General features: G+C 38.6%; 10 protein-coding genes and 1 pseudogene. 8 read left to right on the forward strand and 3 right to left on the reverse strand.

All coding sequences use genetic code 11. The features are described 5' to 3' along the window. The first annotated feature begins 142 nt into the window (after window positions 1–142). From OLM61_RS19080 to OLM61_RS19110, 7 genes are all read left to right on the forward strand, one after another. Complete coding sequence (locus tag OLM61_RS19080; RefSeq protein ID WP_264524175.1) at window positions 143–1,057, forward strand: hypothetical protein; 915 nt, start codon at window positions 143–145, stop codon at window positions 1,055–1,057. A 12-nt stretch (window positions 1,058–1,069) separates the two neighbouring features. Continuing rightward, the gene (locus OLM61_RS19085; RefSeq protein ID WP_264524176.1) at window positions 1,070–1,753 is read left to right on the forward strand and encodes a hypothetical protein; all 684 of its coding nucleotides are present in this window, start codon (window positions 1,070–1,072) and stop codon (window positions 1,751–1,753) included. Between the two features lie 179 nt (window positions 1,754–1,932). Beyond that, window positions 1,933–2,337, forward strand: coding sequence for an HYC_CC_PP family protein (locus OLM61_RS19090; protein WP_264524177.1), 405 nt, complete (start codon window positions 1,933–1,935; stop codon window positions 2,335–2,337). A gap of 78 nt (window positions 2,338–2,415) precedes the next feature. Next, the gene (locus OLM61_RS19095) at window positions 2,416–3,801 is read left to right on the forward strand and encodes a TolC family protein (RefSeq protein WP_264524178.1); all 1,386 of its coding nucleotides are present in this window, start codon (window positions 2,416–2,418) and stop codon (window positions 3,799–3,801) included. Between the two features lie 10 nt (window positions 3,802–3,811). Then, on the forward strand, window positions 3,812–6,958 hold the full coding sequence (locus tag OLM61_RS19100) for an efflux RND transporter permease subunit (RefSeq protein WP_264524179.1): 3,147 nt from the start codon (window positions 3,812–3,814) through the stop codon (window positions 6,956–6,958). Window positions 6,959–6,961: 3 nt separating this feature from the next. After that, window positions 6,962–8,050, forward strand: a complete 1,089-nt coding sequence (locus OLM61_RS19105; RefSeq protein ID WP_264524180.1) for an efflux RND transporter periplasmic adaptor subunit — start codon at window positions 6,962–6,964, stop codon at window positions 8,048–8,050. Between the two features lie 4 nt (window positions 8,051–8,054). Further along, the gene (locus OLM61_RS19110) at window positions 8,055–8,489 is read left to right on the forward strand and encodes a hypothetical protein (protein ID WP_264524181.1); all 435 of its coding nucleotides are present in this window, start codon (window positions 8,055–8,057) and stop codon (window positions 8,487–8,489) included. Window positions 8,490–8,589: 100 nt separating this feature from the next. Here the strand turns inward: OLM61_RS19110 and OLM61_RS19115 are convergent, their stop codons facing one another. The 3 genes and pseudogenes from OLM61_RS19115 to OLM61_RS19125 all read right to left on the reverse strand — a co-directional run bounded on the left by OLM61_RS19115 (window position 8,590) and on the right by OLM61_RS19125 (window position 12,343). Further along, window positions 8,590–8,811 carry a heavy-metal-associated domain-containing protein gene (locus OLM61_RS19115; protein ID WP_264524182.1) on the reverse strand — a complete coding sequence of 74 codons (222 nt, stop codon included), beginning with the start codon at window positions 8,809–8,811 and terminating at the stop codon, window positions 8,590–8,592. 460 nt (window positions 8,812–9,271) lie between these two features. Continuing rightward, window positions 9,272–11,692, reverse strand: a complete 2,421-nt coding sequence (locus tag OLM61_RS19120) for a heavy metal translocating P-type ATPase (protein WP_264524183.1) — start codon at window positions 11,690–11,692, stop codon at window positions 9,272–9,274. A gap of 88 nt (window positions 11,693–11,780) precedes the next feature. Next, window positions 11,781–12,343, reverse strand: a pseudogene (locus OLM61_RS19125) (helix-turn-helix domain-containing protein). 553 nt (window positions 12,344–12,896) lie between these two features. Here OLM61_RS19125 and OLM61_RS19130 point away from each other — a divergent pair. After that, window positions 12,897–14,330 carry a hypothetical protein gene (locus OLM61_RS19130; RefSeq protein ID WP_264524184.1) on the forward strand — a complete coding sequence of 478 codons (1,434 nt, stop codon included), beginning with the start codon at window positions 12,897–12,899 and terminating at the stop codon, window positions 14,328–14,330. Window position 14,331 lies beyond the last annotated feature (1 nt).

The raw sequence follows: 14,331 nt of genomic DNA on the forward strand, positions 1-14,331 counted from the left end.
ATATTCGCCGAAAAAAAACTAAGCAGTGGTCTAAAACCAACTGGTCTAATTTGACTGTATCCAATCATAATTAGCATAAATATGTAGTGGAATATTGTACCAAGATGATGCTTAAAATATAAACAATTTAAAATAAATGAAAATGAAAAAAAAAATTTTACTAAGCTTGATTATAATTAGTTCATGTGTGAAGATGAACGCCCAATGGAACGGTACAAATCCTGTTTGGACTACATCAAACGTAGGAATTGGAACGGGTTATGCCGGAGTTGGGATTATTTCACCTGTAGAAAAATTTACAATTGGAGAAATGGGGGGTAATATTGCGGTTCAAGATCGCAGAACCTCAACAACTGAAAAATTCACAAGTGGATATAAATTTTATGATTATAATGGTGAATCCGCTTCAATTTTGCTTGAGCATAATAGCTACCTTGGAAATGGTATCCGTACTCTTAAATTTAGCGTTAACGGAAGTGAAGCCATGCGGATTAATCCAATTGGTTCCCTAGGAATTGGCACTACTAATCCAACTTCAAAATTATATGTCAATGCAAATGATGCCGGAGATGGTATTACTTTAACTCATCCTAATTCAAGAGCCAAAATCTGGAAACTAACATCGGGAGTAGAGAATTATGATCATCATCAATTCTCGATCAAAAATCAAAATGGAACTTATTTTGTGATTGACGGCAATAACGGTAATACTGGAATTGGAACTATAACACCAGCTTATAAACTTGATGTTTGTGGAACAATTCGAGCTAAAGAAATTAAAGTCGAATTATTTTCAGGTTGTGATTTTGTGTTCAAAAAAGATTATAAATTAATGAATTTAAACGACCTCGAAAAGTTTGTAACCACTAAACAACATCTTCCTGAAATAGCATCAGAAAAAGAAATGATTGAAAATGGAGTCAATATGAAAGAATTTCAAATGAAATTGTTACAGAAAATTGAAGAATTGACCTTATATGTAATTGAACAAAACAAACAAATAAAACTGCAAAATCAAGAAATCAAAAAGCTGAAAGCAATCAAAAAACGAAATTAATTTAAGTACAAAATGAGAGATTCCTATACCCTTTTTTTTGAACATTTTAATATCAAATTCGAAGACATCATAAAATTTGGAGTTGAAATTGACACTATTTATCCGGAATCTGATAAAATTAAAACCCAATGGAAAGATCTAATTGATTCAGTTACCCATGGTGAACAGGTTTATATTCGCGGTTACGGAAGGAATGCACATGCTACCGATTTATACAAAGAATTATATGAAATCTTATTAGGAAATAAAGAAATAACAAAGGATTCAACCAACAATGCAAAACCAACACAATTACTACAAAAAATTACCAGTTTTTCTAAAACAATAAAAAAGGATAATGAGGTAAGTAAAAAAATAAGTAATTATCAGGTTACTCATATATTTGGACGTACCAAAAATCCATTTCTTTTTACGGCTCCGTGGAATTTGGTATGGAAATCGAAAATACTGGATCCCTTTACAGGCCATGAATCAAAAGGAAAAAATACGGAAGAGTATAAAACCGCTTTCTTAAAAAAATCGAAAGAGAAGTACGCTGAATTTATAGAAGAATATAATGTTTTGGTTGATCAATATTTTTCCCCCGAAAAAATTGATAGTGCCTTTAACCAAATGAAATCAAAGTCGAAAGTAAGTCAAAAGGCATTTAAGAAGTTTAAAAATGACGCAAGAAACGAATTAAAAAAAATAGAATAAACCAGCACCGGTTATTTTGCTTAATAAAGAAATTCTAAAACATTCTAAAGTTTATAATTCCTATTCCCGCAGCCAACCCAAAAGCTCCTGATCGACCGAAAGATTTATAAATTTTGCAAAATTCAGCCAAAATTTTACAACAGTTTTGTGACATAATCACGCCACCTTTGCAACTGATTATGAAAAAAGCACTCATACTACTTCTTTCGGTTTTTTATCTGGTATTGTCGTCAGGCTTTACCACGATAACTCATTTTTGTAAAGGGGTGCAACAGGAAACCAATCTGTTTGGTGATATTCCGGTTGGAAAAGTTTGCCCAAAATGCGTTGCGAAAAAACAGCAAAAAAGCAAAGATTGCTGTAAACATAAGGCACAATTTCATAAAGCTACCGAAAAGGTACACCAAACAGCTCCCGCTGATCTGGTTCCTAAGTTTATTGCGATTGCGCTTCCTTTTCATTTTTACGAAGTAGTATTTGGCTCTTATTCGCCTAAGGTGAGTAAAACTGAATATGCATTCTCTACATTTATTCCGATACGGAATACCCCTCTGTATATTTTCTACTGCGTTTACCGTATTTGATTTTAGACAATTGAACGAACTGTAGCATTTATCCCAAATGTTATACAATTTCTATTGTTTAATTTTTAAATACATACTATGAAAATGCAATATTTTGCATTGGCTATGTTCTGTATGGTTTCCGGAAATCTCTGGGCACAAACGGTAACATTGCCCAATGCTCTTGAACGCTCTATTCAAAATTTTGAAAAAATAAAAGCCAAAGAAGCAATTGTCAATGCTTCAAAAGAAAATACTATTTATCAAAAAAGCCAGTACTTACCTGACTTTACGGTAATGGCACAACAAAGTTATGGTACCATTAATGCACAAAACGGTCCTTTGTACGGCTATGGCGGATTAGGCAGCGCCGCAACCTCAATGCCTTTACAAGATCAAAACTGGAATGCCGCTTTTGGATCACTGTATCTTGCCAACGTCAATTGGAATCTTTTTACTTTTGGCAAAATTAAAACGCAGGTTGCCATTGCCAAAGCCGATGAAAATGTGGCGCAAAAGGATCTGGAACAGCTAAAATTTCAACATCAGGTAAAAGTGGGTGCTGCCTATTTGAACCTGCTCGCTGCCCAGCGCATTAAATTTGTACAGGACAAAAACCTGGAGCGTGCCCAAGTGGTAGAAACCACTACAAAAAGCCGCGCAGAAAGCGGTCTGATACCTGAAGTAGATTATTCTTTGGCAAAGGCCGAAGTTGCTAATGCAAAATCGGCTGTAATAAAGGCGTATGATATGGAACTGGATCATTCAAAATCACTCGCCGTAATGCTGGGTGAAGAATATCAGATCTATAAACTCGATAGTGTGTTCACTACTAAAACACCGATCCTTCTTTCAGAGATCTCTGTAGAAACAAGTAAACATCCCTTACTGGAATGGCGAAGCAGTGATATCCTGAAAAGTGAGCAACAGGAAAAACTACAAAGCGCACTCGCTTTACCAAATATTTCGGCATTTGGAGTCCTGCAGGGTCGTGGCTCGGGGTTTGACTGGAATTATGTACAGGACAATACCGCTTACTCCCAATCCTATGGTAATGGTGTCGGGATAGATCGCAGCAATTATATTGTTGGAGTCAATTTAAGCTGGAACCTGACCAATATTTACCGTCAGTCCTCTAAAAAGCGCGAACAAAAGCTGCTTACCCAATCGCTTCGAAACGAATACGAGTACATGAATCAGGAGCTTATCGCCCAGCAAAAACTTGCCGGGGATAAACTGAAAAATGCCTACGAAAATTTTGAAGAAACAAAGATACAGGTAACCGCTGCTACAGATGCTTACCGTCAGCATACCGCTTTGTACCATAATGGTCTTACTACAATTGTCGATTTAACCCAGTCCTTTTACACCCTCAACAGGGCTGAAATTGAGTACGAAATTGCCCAGAACAACATTTGGCAGGCCTTATGGATTGAAGCTGCCGCTACAGGCGATTTAAACATTTTACTAAACGCGATACAATAAACCCGAAATTATGAATCTAATACGTTTTGCCTTGCGCAAGCCCATCTCTGTTATGGTGATGGTGCTGGGGCTTTTGTTCTTCGGGATTAAAGCTTCTAAAGAAATAAAGGTCGACATCTTACCTGATATGAATCTTCCTGTGGTGTACATAGCCCATTCTTTTAATGGATATACACCTCAGCAAATGGAAGGTTACTTTACAAAAATGTATGTAAACATGATGCTGTTTACCAATGGTATCGAAAGCATTGAAACGAAAAATACGCAGGGACTTACCTTAATGAAAATTAACTTTTATGAAGGTACCGATATGGGTCAGGCCATTGCCGAAATCAATGCGCTCTCTAACCGTTCGCAGGTATTTTTACCTCCAGGAGCCCCGCCTCCGTTTATTATTCGTTTTGATGCTTCCTCCCAGCCAGTTGGTCAGCTGGTGTTTAAAAGTAAATCAAAAACAAACAACGAGTTACAGGATATCGCCAATTTTACCGCATGTCCGTTTTTGATTAAAATTCCGGGATTAACAACTGCTCCGCCTTTTGGAGGAAGTCCAAGAACGATCGAAATCAATATCGATCCGAATAAACTACGCACGCATCAGCTAACGCCTGAACAGATTGTTGAATCGATTAGCCGAAACAATATTACATCGCCTTCCGGTAATATATATGTTGACGATATTAATTATCTGACTCCTACCAACAATACGATAAAGGAGGTAGCCGATTTTGAAAATATTCCAATTTTTAAAAACGGGGTCGATAATATCTATATCCGCGATGTGGCCACTATAAAAGACGGAGCCGATATTACAACAGGTTATGCTCTTATTAACGGTACCCGATCAGTTTACATTAACATTGCAAAATCGGGTAATGCCTCGACCTGGGATGTGGTAAAAAACCTTAAAAAGGCGATTCCCGCCATTCAGAATAATTTACCGGACGATGTTACCATTTCATACGAATTTGATCAGTCTCTATATGTAATCAATGCTGTAAAAAGCTTAATTGTCGAAGGTGTTTTAGGAGCGATGTTAACCGGATTAATGGTGCTTTTATTTTTACGCGACCGCAGAGCTGCTTTAATTGTGGTGCTTACCATTCCGATCTCTATTATTTCAGGCGTATTATTCCTTAAATTATTTGGACAAAGTATCAATATCATGTCGTTGTCAGGACTGGCATTGGCTATTGGAATTTTGGTTGACGAGAGTACCGTTACCATCGAAAATATCCACCAGCATTTTGCCATGGGTAAAACGAAGGCCAAAGCGATCTTAGATGCCTGTAGGGAAATCGCATTTCCCAAACTTTTAATTCTGTTGTGTATTCTTGCCGTTTTTGCACCTGCCTTTATGATGACGGGCATACCGGGATCGTTATTTATGCCTCTGGCACTGGCCATCGGATTCTCGATGTTATTGTCCTTTGTACTATCGCAAACCTTTGTTCCTGTGATGGCCAACTGGTTAATGAAAAACAAGGAAAACCACGAACCTACAGAAGATAGATTCGACAGGTTCAAAAATCGTTTTGTACAATTTTTACAATCGATAATGGGCAAACGCGGGCCTATCTTAATCGTAAGTTTTGTTGTAGTGGCAATAGGCGCCTTTTTAATGTACAACAGTACCGGGAAAGATGTATTGCCTACCGTAAATTCAAGTCAGTTTCAGGTGCGTATTAAAGCTCCCGAAGGAACTCGTATAGAGAAAACAGAACTAAAAATAAAACAGGTTTTACGCGAACTGGAATCTATTATTGGCAAGGATCATATTGCGATATCATCGGTATTTATTGGTCAGCACCCCTCCTCTTTTGCGGTAAGTCCAATTTATTTGTACAATGCTGGTCCGCATGAAGCTTTAATGCAAATTGCTCTGAAAGATTTTTACGGAAATACCAATGAACTGAAAGAAACGATCCGTAAGCATATGAAAGAAAAAATGCCGGAATTGCATTTTTCCTTCGAACCTATCGAACTTACAGAAAAGATTCTGAGCCAGGGAACCAATACGCCTATTGAGGTTCGTTTCTCCGGTATGATGAAAAAGATGAATGTGATGTATGCCAACAAGCTTTTGGCTAAACTAAAAGAAATTGATTATTTAAGAGATCAGCAAATTCCGCAATCCTTAAATTATCCGGCATTCGAGATCAATATTGACCGGGTAAGAGCTGCACAACTGGGGATCGACGCTCAGGATATCGCTCGTTCTTTAATACCGATAACAGCTTCTTCCCGCTACACCAGTAAAAACATGTGGGTAGGCGGAATGATGGGAATTGCTTACGATGTTCAGGTGCAAACCCCTCAAAACATTCTAAACAGTAAGGATGAGTTAATGAATGTCCCGTTAGGAAAGAATTCAGATCGGCCTGTTTTGGGCGATGTTGCAACGATCACCCCAACTAAGGTAGTTGGTGAAAGTTACAATCTGGGCACCATGGGTTACACACCCGTTACAGCAAACATTCATAATGCCGATTTAGGAAGAGCACAAAAAGACGTACAGGCTGCTATAGATTCGCTTGGCGAATTGCCTAAAGGTGTTAATGTTCAGGTGTCGGGAATGGTTCCTGTCTTAGAAGAAACCATGAACAGTCTGGCCACAGGATTATTGATTGCAGTGATCGTTATTTTCTTAATGTTAACGGCCAATTTCCAATCCTTTAAAGTATCCTTAGTCATCTTAACGACCGTGCCTTTTGTAATTCTGGGTTCTTTGATTTTAATGAAACTCACAGGCTCTACGCTGAATTTACAATCTTATATGGGAATTATTATGTCTGTAGGCGTTTCTATTGCCAATGCCGTTTTACTGATTAGTAATGCCGAGTCGCTGCGTTTGCAAAATGGCGATGCACTTAGTTCGGCAGTTCAGGCGGCTGCCTTGCGTATACGTCCGATCATTATGACCACATTAGCAATGATCGCCGGTATGCTTCCAATGGCGATCGGACATGGAGAAGGCGGTGATCAGGTAGCGCCATTAGGAAGAGCTGTAATTGGCGGATTAATCGCTTCTTCGTTTAGTGTATTAATCCTATTACCCTTGGTTTTTGTATGGATCCAAAACAAAACCTCAACCAAATCACCTTCACTAGATCCTGAAGACGAAAACAGTATTCATTATATAACGTTAGAAAAATAAACCATGAAATTAGTCTATTATATCCTTATCGGAATTGTATTTGCATCCTGCAATTCAGAAAATAAAAAAGAAGAGAAACCGGCAGCAATGCCCATGATGATGATGCAGAATTTTGAAACGGTATCGCTGAAAAAAAGCAATCCTTTAGTTCCTTTAAAACTTGCCGGAGAACTGGTCTCCGACAAGGAAACTGCTATTTATGCAAAAGTAAACAGCTATGTAAAAAAACTCTATGTCGACATTGGCTCTCCCGTCACTAGCGGACAGATCATCATGGTTTTGGAAGCCCCTGAAATACAAGCGCAACTGGCCGCTGCAAAATCCAAATGGAAAGCACAGGAAGCCATATACATTGCAACCAAATCCAATTACGACCGAATGTTTAAGGCCAATGAAACTAAAGGAGCTATCGCCAAAGATGCCTTAGACCAGATTACCGCCAGAAAACTATCCGATCAGTCGCAACTAGAGGCTGCAAAATCCGCCTATCAGGAAATACAGGTTATGAATGATTATTTGGTCATTCGGGCGCCTTTCAACGGAATCGTTGCCGAAAGAAATGTAGATCCGGGCTCTTATGTGGGTCCAATGGGAAAAGGATCTGACAAACCTTTATTGGTGCTTCAGGACAATAAAAAACTACGTGTTTCGCTCTCCATTCCGGAGGCCAATACACCTTATTTAAACTTAGGAGATTCGATACATTTTAAAGTAACGTCGCTTCCTCAGAAAAAATACATGGCTAAAATTTCGCGTAAATCAGGAGTACTGGATTTCAAACTACGTTCGGAACGCATAGAAGCCGATCTTCTGAAAACTCAGCCCGAACTAAAACCTTTAATGGTGGTAGAAGCCATGCTTTCGTTACAAGCTAAGGAAGCTACATTTTTTGTGCCTAAAACAGCCCTGGTGGAGAGCAATATGGGCATGTATGTCATTCAGGTTATAGCAGGAAAAACTAAAAATATACCTGTAGCCAAAGGACGTGTCTTACCGGATCAGCTTGAAGTATTTGGCGAACTAAACGAGGGTGATGCAATTTTAATGAAAGCGACTGAAGAAATAATAGAAGGAACAAAAATTAAAAAATAAAACGATGAAAACAATTGGCAACTATTTCCTTATTACTGCAATGGCAATCGTAATGATTTCGTGTAAGGATCAGGAAAACAAAAAAGAAAATGGGGTTTCTGACCAACAGGAAGTAACCGCAAAAGACGTAGCTGTTGTTGCAAAAGGAAATCCCGTGCCTAGCGATGAAGTCTGTATGGTCAATGATCTTCATATGGGTAAAAAACAAATGGAAGTTCCGTTTGACGGCAAAATATACTACGGTTGCTGCAATATGTGTGTCGAACGCATTCCGAGTGACGAAAGTGTCCGCAAAGCAGTTGATCCGCATACCGGAGCAAAAGTCGATAAAGCAACGGCTTATATTGTTTCGTTGAACAAACAGGGAAATGTGGCTTACTTTGAATCGGAAGAGAATTACCAAAGTTTTCTTCAAGCCGGTAAGGAAATGAAAAAGTAGCCTCCGAAAAATAGCTTTATTTTCCAATGAGCATGCAAAAAGGGCAGTCCAAAAATGATTCGGACTGCCCTTTTTTATAATTAAACAAAAGCTTTAGATATTATGCTATTAAAGGTTCTGCTTTAAAACCTTTTGATTTTATAATAGCAATTATTTCTTCTTCGGTAGCACCCTCCGATTGAACAGTCAGTATTTTATCGTTAGTCGTAGTGTCTACATTCCATTCGCATATACCTGCTGCCTGATCCAGATCTGATTGCACTTTCGCTACACATCCACCGCAATTAAGGTTTGTTTTAAATTGAAAATCTTTCTTTTCCATTGTATTGATATTTTAATCGTTATTTAATACTGTAAATTTCGGTTAATTAAAGCTCAACTGTTATACACTATTTCTGGTTTGATTTATGAGATTTACTGATTCTAAAAACCAAATTCCAAAAACCAAACTCCAAATTCCAAATTTTAAAACTGTCGCTTTAAGTTTACATTATAAATTTTACATTTATCCATATTACTGTTAACCATTAGACCAAATCAATTCTTTTCAACCATTACTTTAATTATATTTTTACGGGTCCTAAAGCTAGAATCACAACCCACCGACTGACATTAGCCATGTTTCGGGTGTTACCATTAACTAAAAATGACCTCAATTTAACCCGCTCCAAAATGCTTTGGAAGGGGAAAAATGAGGTCATTACTACAAATCAATTATAAAAAAATATAAAAACGGCGGCCTTTAAATTTGGAAACCGCCGTTGGGCAAACGCATCAAGAGTTTACTTTTTCCATTTTAAGCGAAGGCTGTTACTCACCACACTTACGCTGCTTAAAGCCATTGCAGCACCGGCTATCATTGGATTCAGCAAGAACCCGTTTATCGGATACAGTATCCCCGCAGCAAGCGGAATACCGATAAGATTATAAATAAATGCCCAGAATAAGTTTTGTTTGATCGTCGCTACCGTTTGTTTAGACAAACGAATGGCTTGTGGTATCTTCGTCAGATCTGAAGAGATGATGGTCATTTTGGCCACATCCATTGCAATATCACTCCCCTTACCCATTGCGATACTTACATCGGCGGTTGCCAGGGCTGTACTGTCATTGATACCATCACCTACCATTGCCACCGTTTTACCTTGTTGCTGCAATTCTTTTACAAAGTCGGCTTTGTGTTGTGGCAGTACTTCTGCTTTATAATGTTTGATTCCGGTTTGGGCAGCGATCGCTTTTGCAGTAGCTTCGTTATCCCCTGTGAGCATATACAGTTCAATATTCATGTCTTGCAATTCTTTAATGGCTTGAACTGAGGTCTCTTTGATCTTATCTGAAATTGCAATAACCGAAAGTGCCTGCTGACTATTGGCAAACCAAATCACAGTCTTCGATTCTTTGCCCCATTCCTCTGCCTGATTCAACAGTGAATCCGGAATCACAATAGTGTTCTCTGCCAACAACTTTTTGTTCCCTACATAATAGGTTTGCTCCTGGTAAGTGGCTTTTGCTCCTTTACCGGTAATACTGTCAAAATCTGATAAAACGACAGTTGTTACGCCTTCCAGGTTCTTTACCACGGCTTCTGCCAACGGATGTTCGGATTGCTTTTCGATGCTTAGCAGAACCTCTTTAGTTGTAGCGTCATCGTTGAACCATTTTATACCGGTTACCTGTGGTCTTCCTTCGGTAATGGTTCCGGTTTTATCCAATACGATGGCGGTTACTTTTCTTGCCAGCTCTAAACTTTCGGCATCTTTGATTAATATTCCGTTTTCGGCACCTTTACCTACTCCTACCATGATCGCTGTTGGTGTAGCCAGTCCCAAAGCACAAGGACAGGCAATAACCAATACCGTAACGGCAGCCAATAGCGCTTGTGCAACAGCATTATCTCCCCCCAGAACAATCCAGGCAATAAAAGTTAGAATTGCTATACCAATTACTATCGGAACAAATATACCGGCAATTTTATCGACTAATTTCTGCACAGGGGCTTTACTTCCCTGAGCGTCCTGCACCATTCTGATAATTTGGGCCAGCATGGTCTCTTTACCTACTTTAACCGCCTGAAACTGAAAACTTCCTTTTTGATTGATCGTTCCGGCAAATACTTTTTCATTTTCTTTTTTCAATACCGGAACCGGTTCACCGCTTAACATACTTTCATCTACATAAGATTGACCGGAAAGAACCATACCGTCAACAGCGATTTTTTCACCTGGTTTTACCAGAATAATAGCTCCGGCATTTACCTCCTCAATAGCCACTTGTTTTTCTGTTCCGTCGGGTTGAATCACGATCACCGTTTTGGGCTGTAAACCCATTAATTTTTTAATAGCTGATGAAGTATTTCCTTTGGCTTTTTCTTCCAACAATTTACCCAACAGAATAAAGGCAATAACAACTGCCGCTGCTTCAAAATATACGTGGGCATGCAATCCGCGTTGGTGCCAGAAATCCATGAATAACATGTTAAAAACACTAAACAAATAGGCAATTCCGGTGCTCAAAGCGACCAATGTATCCATATTGGCCGAACCATGCTTCGTTTGTTTCCATGCATTTATAAAGAAATCTTTACCGAGCCACAGAATTACGGGTGTCGAAAACAGCCACATGATCTCATTGGCATAAGGCATATCCATAAAGAACATCCCTATCACTACTACGGGTAGCGACAGCAGAACGGCCCAGATGGTCTTGTTTTTTAGTTTTTTAAATTTCTCTGCATGAATAGCCTCCAGAGACTCCTGTTGTTTCGATTCGTCTAAAATTAGCAAGTCGTAACCAACGGCCTGAACGGCTTTTTGCAGTGTAGAAGCATTGGTGAGATTCGGAAGATACTCTACGGTAAGATTTCCTGTTGCAAAGTTTACCGATGCATCCACTACTCCCAGTTCATAAGATACGATGCTTTCTGCACTTCCGGCACAAGAGGCACAAGTCATTCCTAAAACAGGAAATGTATTTTTGACAGTTGGCACACCATATCCCAGGTCTTTTATCGCCTTTACGGCATTACCAACCGTTTCATTGTTTTTAACGGTAATAGCAGCTCTGCGGTTATTGACTTCTACTTTGTGGGTTTCAACGTCTTTAACTTCTGCTAATCCTTTCTCAACGATTAATGCACAGTGCTCGCTCTCTACATCTTCCAGCGGAATGTAAATTGTTTCCTTAGTATTATAATTTGTTGCCATAATTCGCTTGTTCTTTTATAACTGCAAAGTTGGCAACAATACCGCTGTTTTTTATTGTGGAATTATGGATTTGATTTGTAAAATTTACTTAAACCTCATCCAAAGGTTTTCTTTTCTCTTCCGGATTTGCTTGAAATGGCTTGGTGTTAATCCGGTTACTTTTTTAAACTGATTGCTCAGATAGGCAACACTGGAATAGTTTAAGCGCAAAGCGATCTCACTAAGCGATAACTCATCATAAACCAAAAGCTCTTTAATTTTCTCAATTTTTTGTGCTATGAAATACTTTTCTATGGTAGTACCTTCTACCTCCGAAAACAAATTTGAAAGATAGTTGTAGTCATGATTGATTTTCTCGCTCAGGATATCCGACAGGTTATTTTTGGTATCATTATCCTGATGGTGCACCAGTTCGATAATGATGTTTTTTATCTTTTCGATGATTCTGCTCTTTTTATCATCTATGACTTCAAATCCAAGCGGAACCAGTACTTCCTCCAGCGCGTTTCTTTCTTCAGAGTTGAGTTCTCTTGTTAGCGTAACTTCACCCAGCTTAATATTGGTAAAATCCAACCCGAGTTTTTCTAGTTCGTTTTGAACGACCATAATACAACGGTTGCAAACCATGTTTTTAACAAATAATGTACTCATATCCTTATTTGATCAGATTTTTTGATTCAATATACCTTTACAAACTTAGCACTAAAATTCAATTAATCCTCCATCAGCAAATTATTCAGAGGAAACAAAAAGTGATCCATTCCTTTTTTTTGGTAAAGAAAAAACAGCCGAAATACAGGGGTTTCTTTTTCTGTTTTACTAAAATAAACAGGTGTTTTTACCTGTTAGTACTCGTGTTTTTATTTTTAAATTTACGTTATCATTTTATCATTGCTCACTTAATCAGTAGCGTTAACCATTGACCTGACCATTATCAATAAAAACTATCTTTTAATACCAGCTAAAGTCTGTTGCCCTTACCGTAAGTATGGGTAAAGCAAAGTATCCCTTATACGCTGAAGAAATTGATTTAAAGATAAAGATCACACTCCAAAATAAGTATTGATAACCGAAAAGAACTTTAGAATTTGCTCTCTTTTTCTGCAAATCCAGATCACCTGCACAAGCCTTTTGTTGTTACAAAAAGGCTGGCTCACTGAGAATACTACCAACCAGAAACAAACCAAAAAATAAACCAAAATCCATGACAAATCTTGAAAAAATCTATTATGTAAACGCCGGACCGGGCGGAACATTTCAAAAATCCGGAGACTATTATACTACACCTGCCGATGTCGACAACCTGTTCAAACATCTGGAAGATCACGACATCGAAAGATTGCTCGTTTATTTCCATGGCGGACTCGTAAATGAAGCCAGCGGAATGGAAGCGGCTGAAGTTATGCGTACCAATTTCGTTGATGCTCCATCCAAAACACATGCGGTTACCTTTGTATGGGAAACAGGTCTTTGGGAAATCATAGTCGAAAATCTTAGTGCCAAAAGCTCAGACAATCAATTCCAGAAAGTACTTAATTATGTGATTAAAATTGTAGGCAAAAAGCTGGGCGTTGGTGCACGTGGTGGTGGAGTAACACTTGACAACCCGACAATTGAAGCAGAAAAACTAAAAGTTTATCCCTTTGCTCAACTAAACAATCAACTCGGAAATAGCCGAAGCGGAAGCGTTATGTTTGATGAAGATGATGAAGAAGGCTTCCTGGCCAGACTTGAACAGGAAAGTAATACCATGATCCGCGCAGAAGATGAAATGGCTACAGAAGAAATTGAAGTGGCAGAACCTGATCCCGATGCAGGAGATTCAAGAGGATTATTACTGACGCTAGGGAAACTTGTAGCCAAAATTGCGTTTGCAGTGCTGAAACGTTACGCGCAAGAGACCCATCACGATTTTTACCCAACTATTGTAGAAGAAACTTTTAGAAAGATTTATATCGACCGTGTAGGCAAATGGGGCTGGTCTGAAATGAAAGAAAAGGCCCAAAAAATGTTTGATGATAATCAAGGACGCTCGGGTGACGATTTACATGCCGGAACCTATTTTCTTTCCTTATTAGAAAAACATTATCAAAAAAGACAAAATGCAGGTAAAAAATTCGCTATCGAACTCGTAGGTCATAGCGCGGGCTCTATCGCAATTTGTAACATGCTGGCCGCAACATCCGAAAATTTCAAACAATTAAAATACAACAATGTTGTTTTTCTGGCGCCTGCCTGCAGAACCGACCTCTTTATCGCAAAAGGAATTCCTGCTAAACAGAATGGGGTTTACAAAAAATTCAAGATGTTTACCATGAAGGAAGAGAATGAGAAAAAAGATTACTGCGTTAAATACCTGTACACCTACTCCCTGCTCTATCTGGTATCAGGCTTGTTCGAAGACGAAACCGATGCAAAGATAATGGGGCTTCATGAGCAGTTTAAGGCTAAAAAACGTTATGAAAATTTCGCCGAATTGAAAACGATCAATAGCTTTATTATGAGCAATAAGCTGGCACTGTCAGATGATATCACCAATACGGATAACAGCATGTGGACCGATTCTTTCCGCCATGGTGATTTTGACAACAACCCTGCCACTCTGAAATCAATCCTTTCAACTATCAATATCGTTTAAT

The sequence above is a fragment of the Flavobacterium sp. N502536 genome (assembly GCF_025947345.1).
Classification (GTDB): Bacteria; Bacteroidota; Bacteroidia; order Flavobacteriales; family Flavobacteriaceae; genus Flavobacterium.

Coding starts and splice junctions, on each gene's coding strand:
- OLM61_RS19080 (WP_264524175.1), top strand. CDS start 143: ATGAAAAAAAAAATTTTACTAAGCTTGATTATAATTAGTTCATGTGTG.
- OLM61_RS19100 (WP_264524179.1), top strand. CDS start 3,812: ATGAATCTAATACGTTTTGCCTTGCGCAAGCCCATCTCTGTTATGGTG.
- OLM61_RS19130 (WP_264524184.1), top strand. CDS start 12,897: ATGACAAATCTTGAAAAAATCTATTATGTAAACGCCGGACCGGGCGGA.
- OLM61_RS19105 (WP_264524180.1), top strand. CDS start 6,962: ATGAAATTAGTCTATTATATCCTTATCGGAATTGTATTTGCATCCTGC.
- OLM61_RS19115 (WP_264524182.1), bottom strand. CDS start 8,811: ATGGAAAAGAAAGATTTTCAATTTAAAACAAACCTTAATTGCGGTGGA.
- OLM61_RS19090 (WP_264524177.1), top strand. CDS start 1,933: ATGAAAAAAGCACTCATACTACTTCTTTCGGTTTTTTATCTGGTATTG.
- OLM61_RS19095 (WP_264524178.1), top strand. CDS start 2,416: ATGAAAATGCAATATTTTGCATTGGCTATGTTCTGTATGGTTTCCGGA.
- OLM61_RS19110 (WP_264524181.1), top strand. CDS start 8,055: ATGAAAACAATTGGCAACTATTTCCTTATTACTGCAATGGCAATCGTA.
- OLM61_RS19120 (WP_264524183.1), bottom strand. CDS start 11,692: ATGGCAACAAATTATAATACTAAGGAAACAATTTACATTCCGCTGGAA.
- OLM61_RS19085 (WP_264524176.1), top strand. CDS start 1,070: ATGAGAGATTCCTATACCCTTTTTTTTGAACATTTTAATATCAAATTC.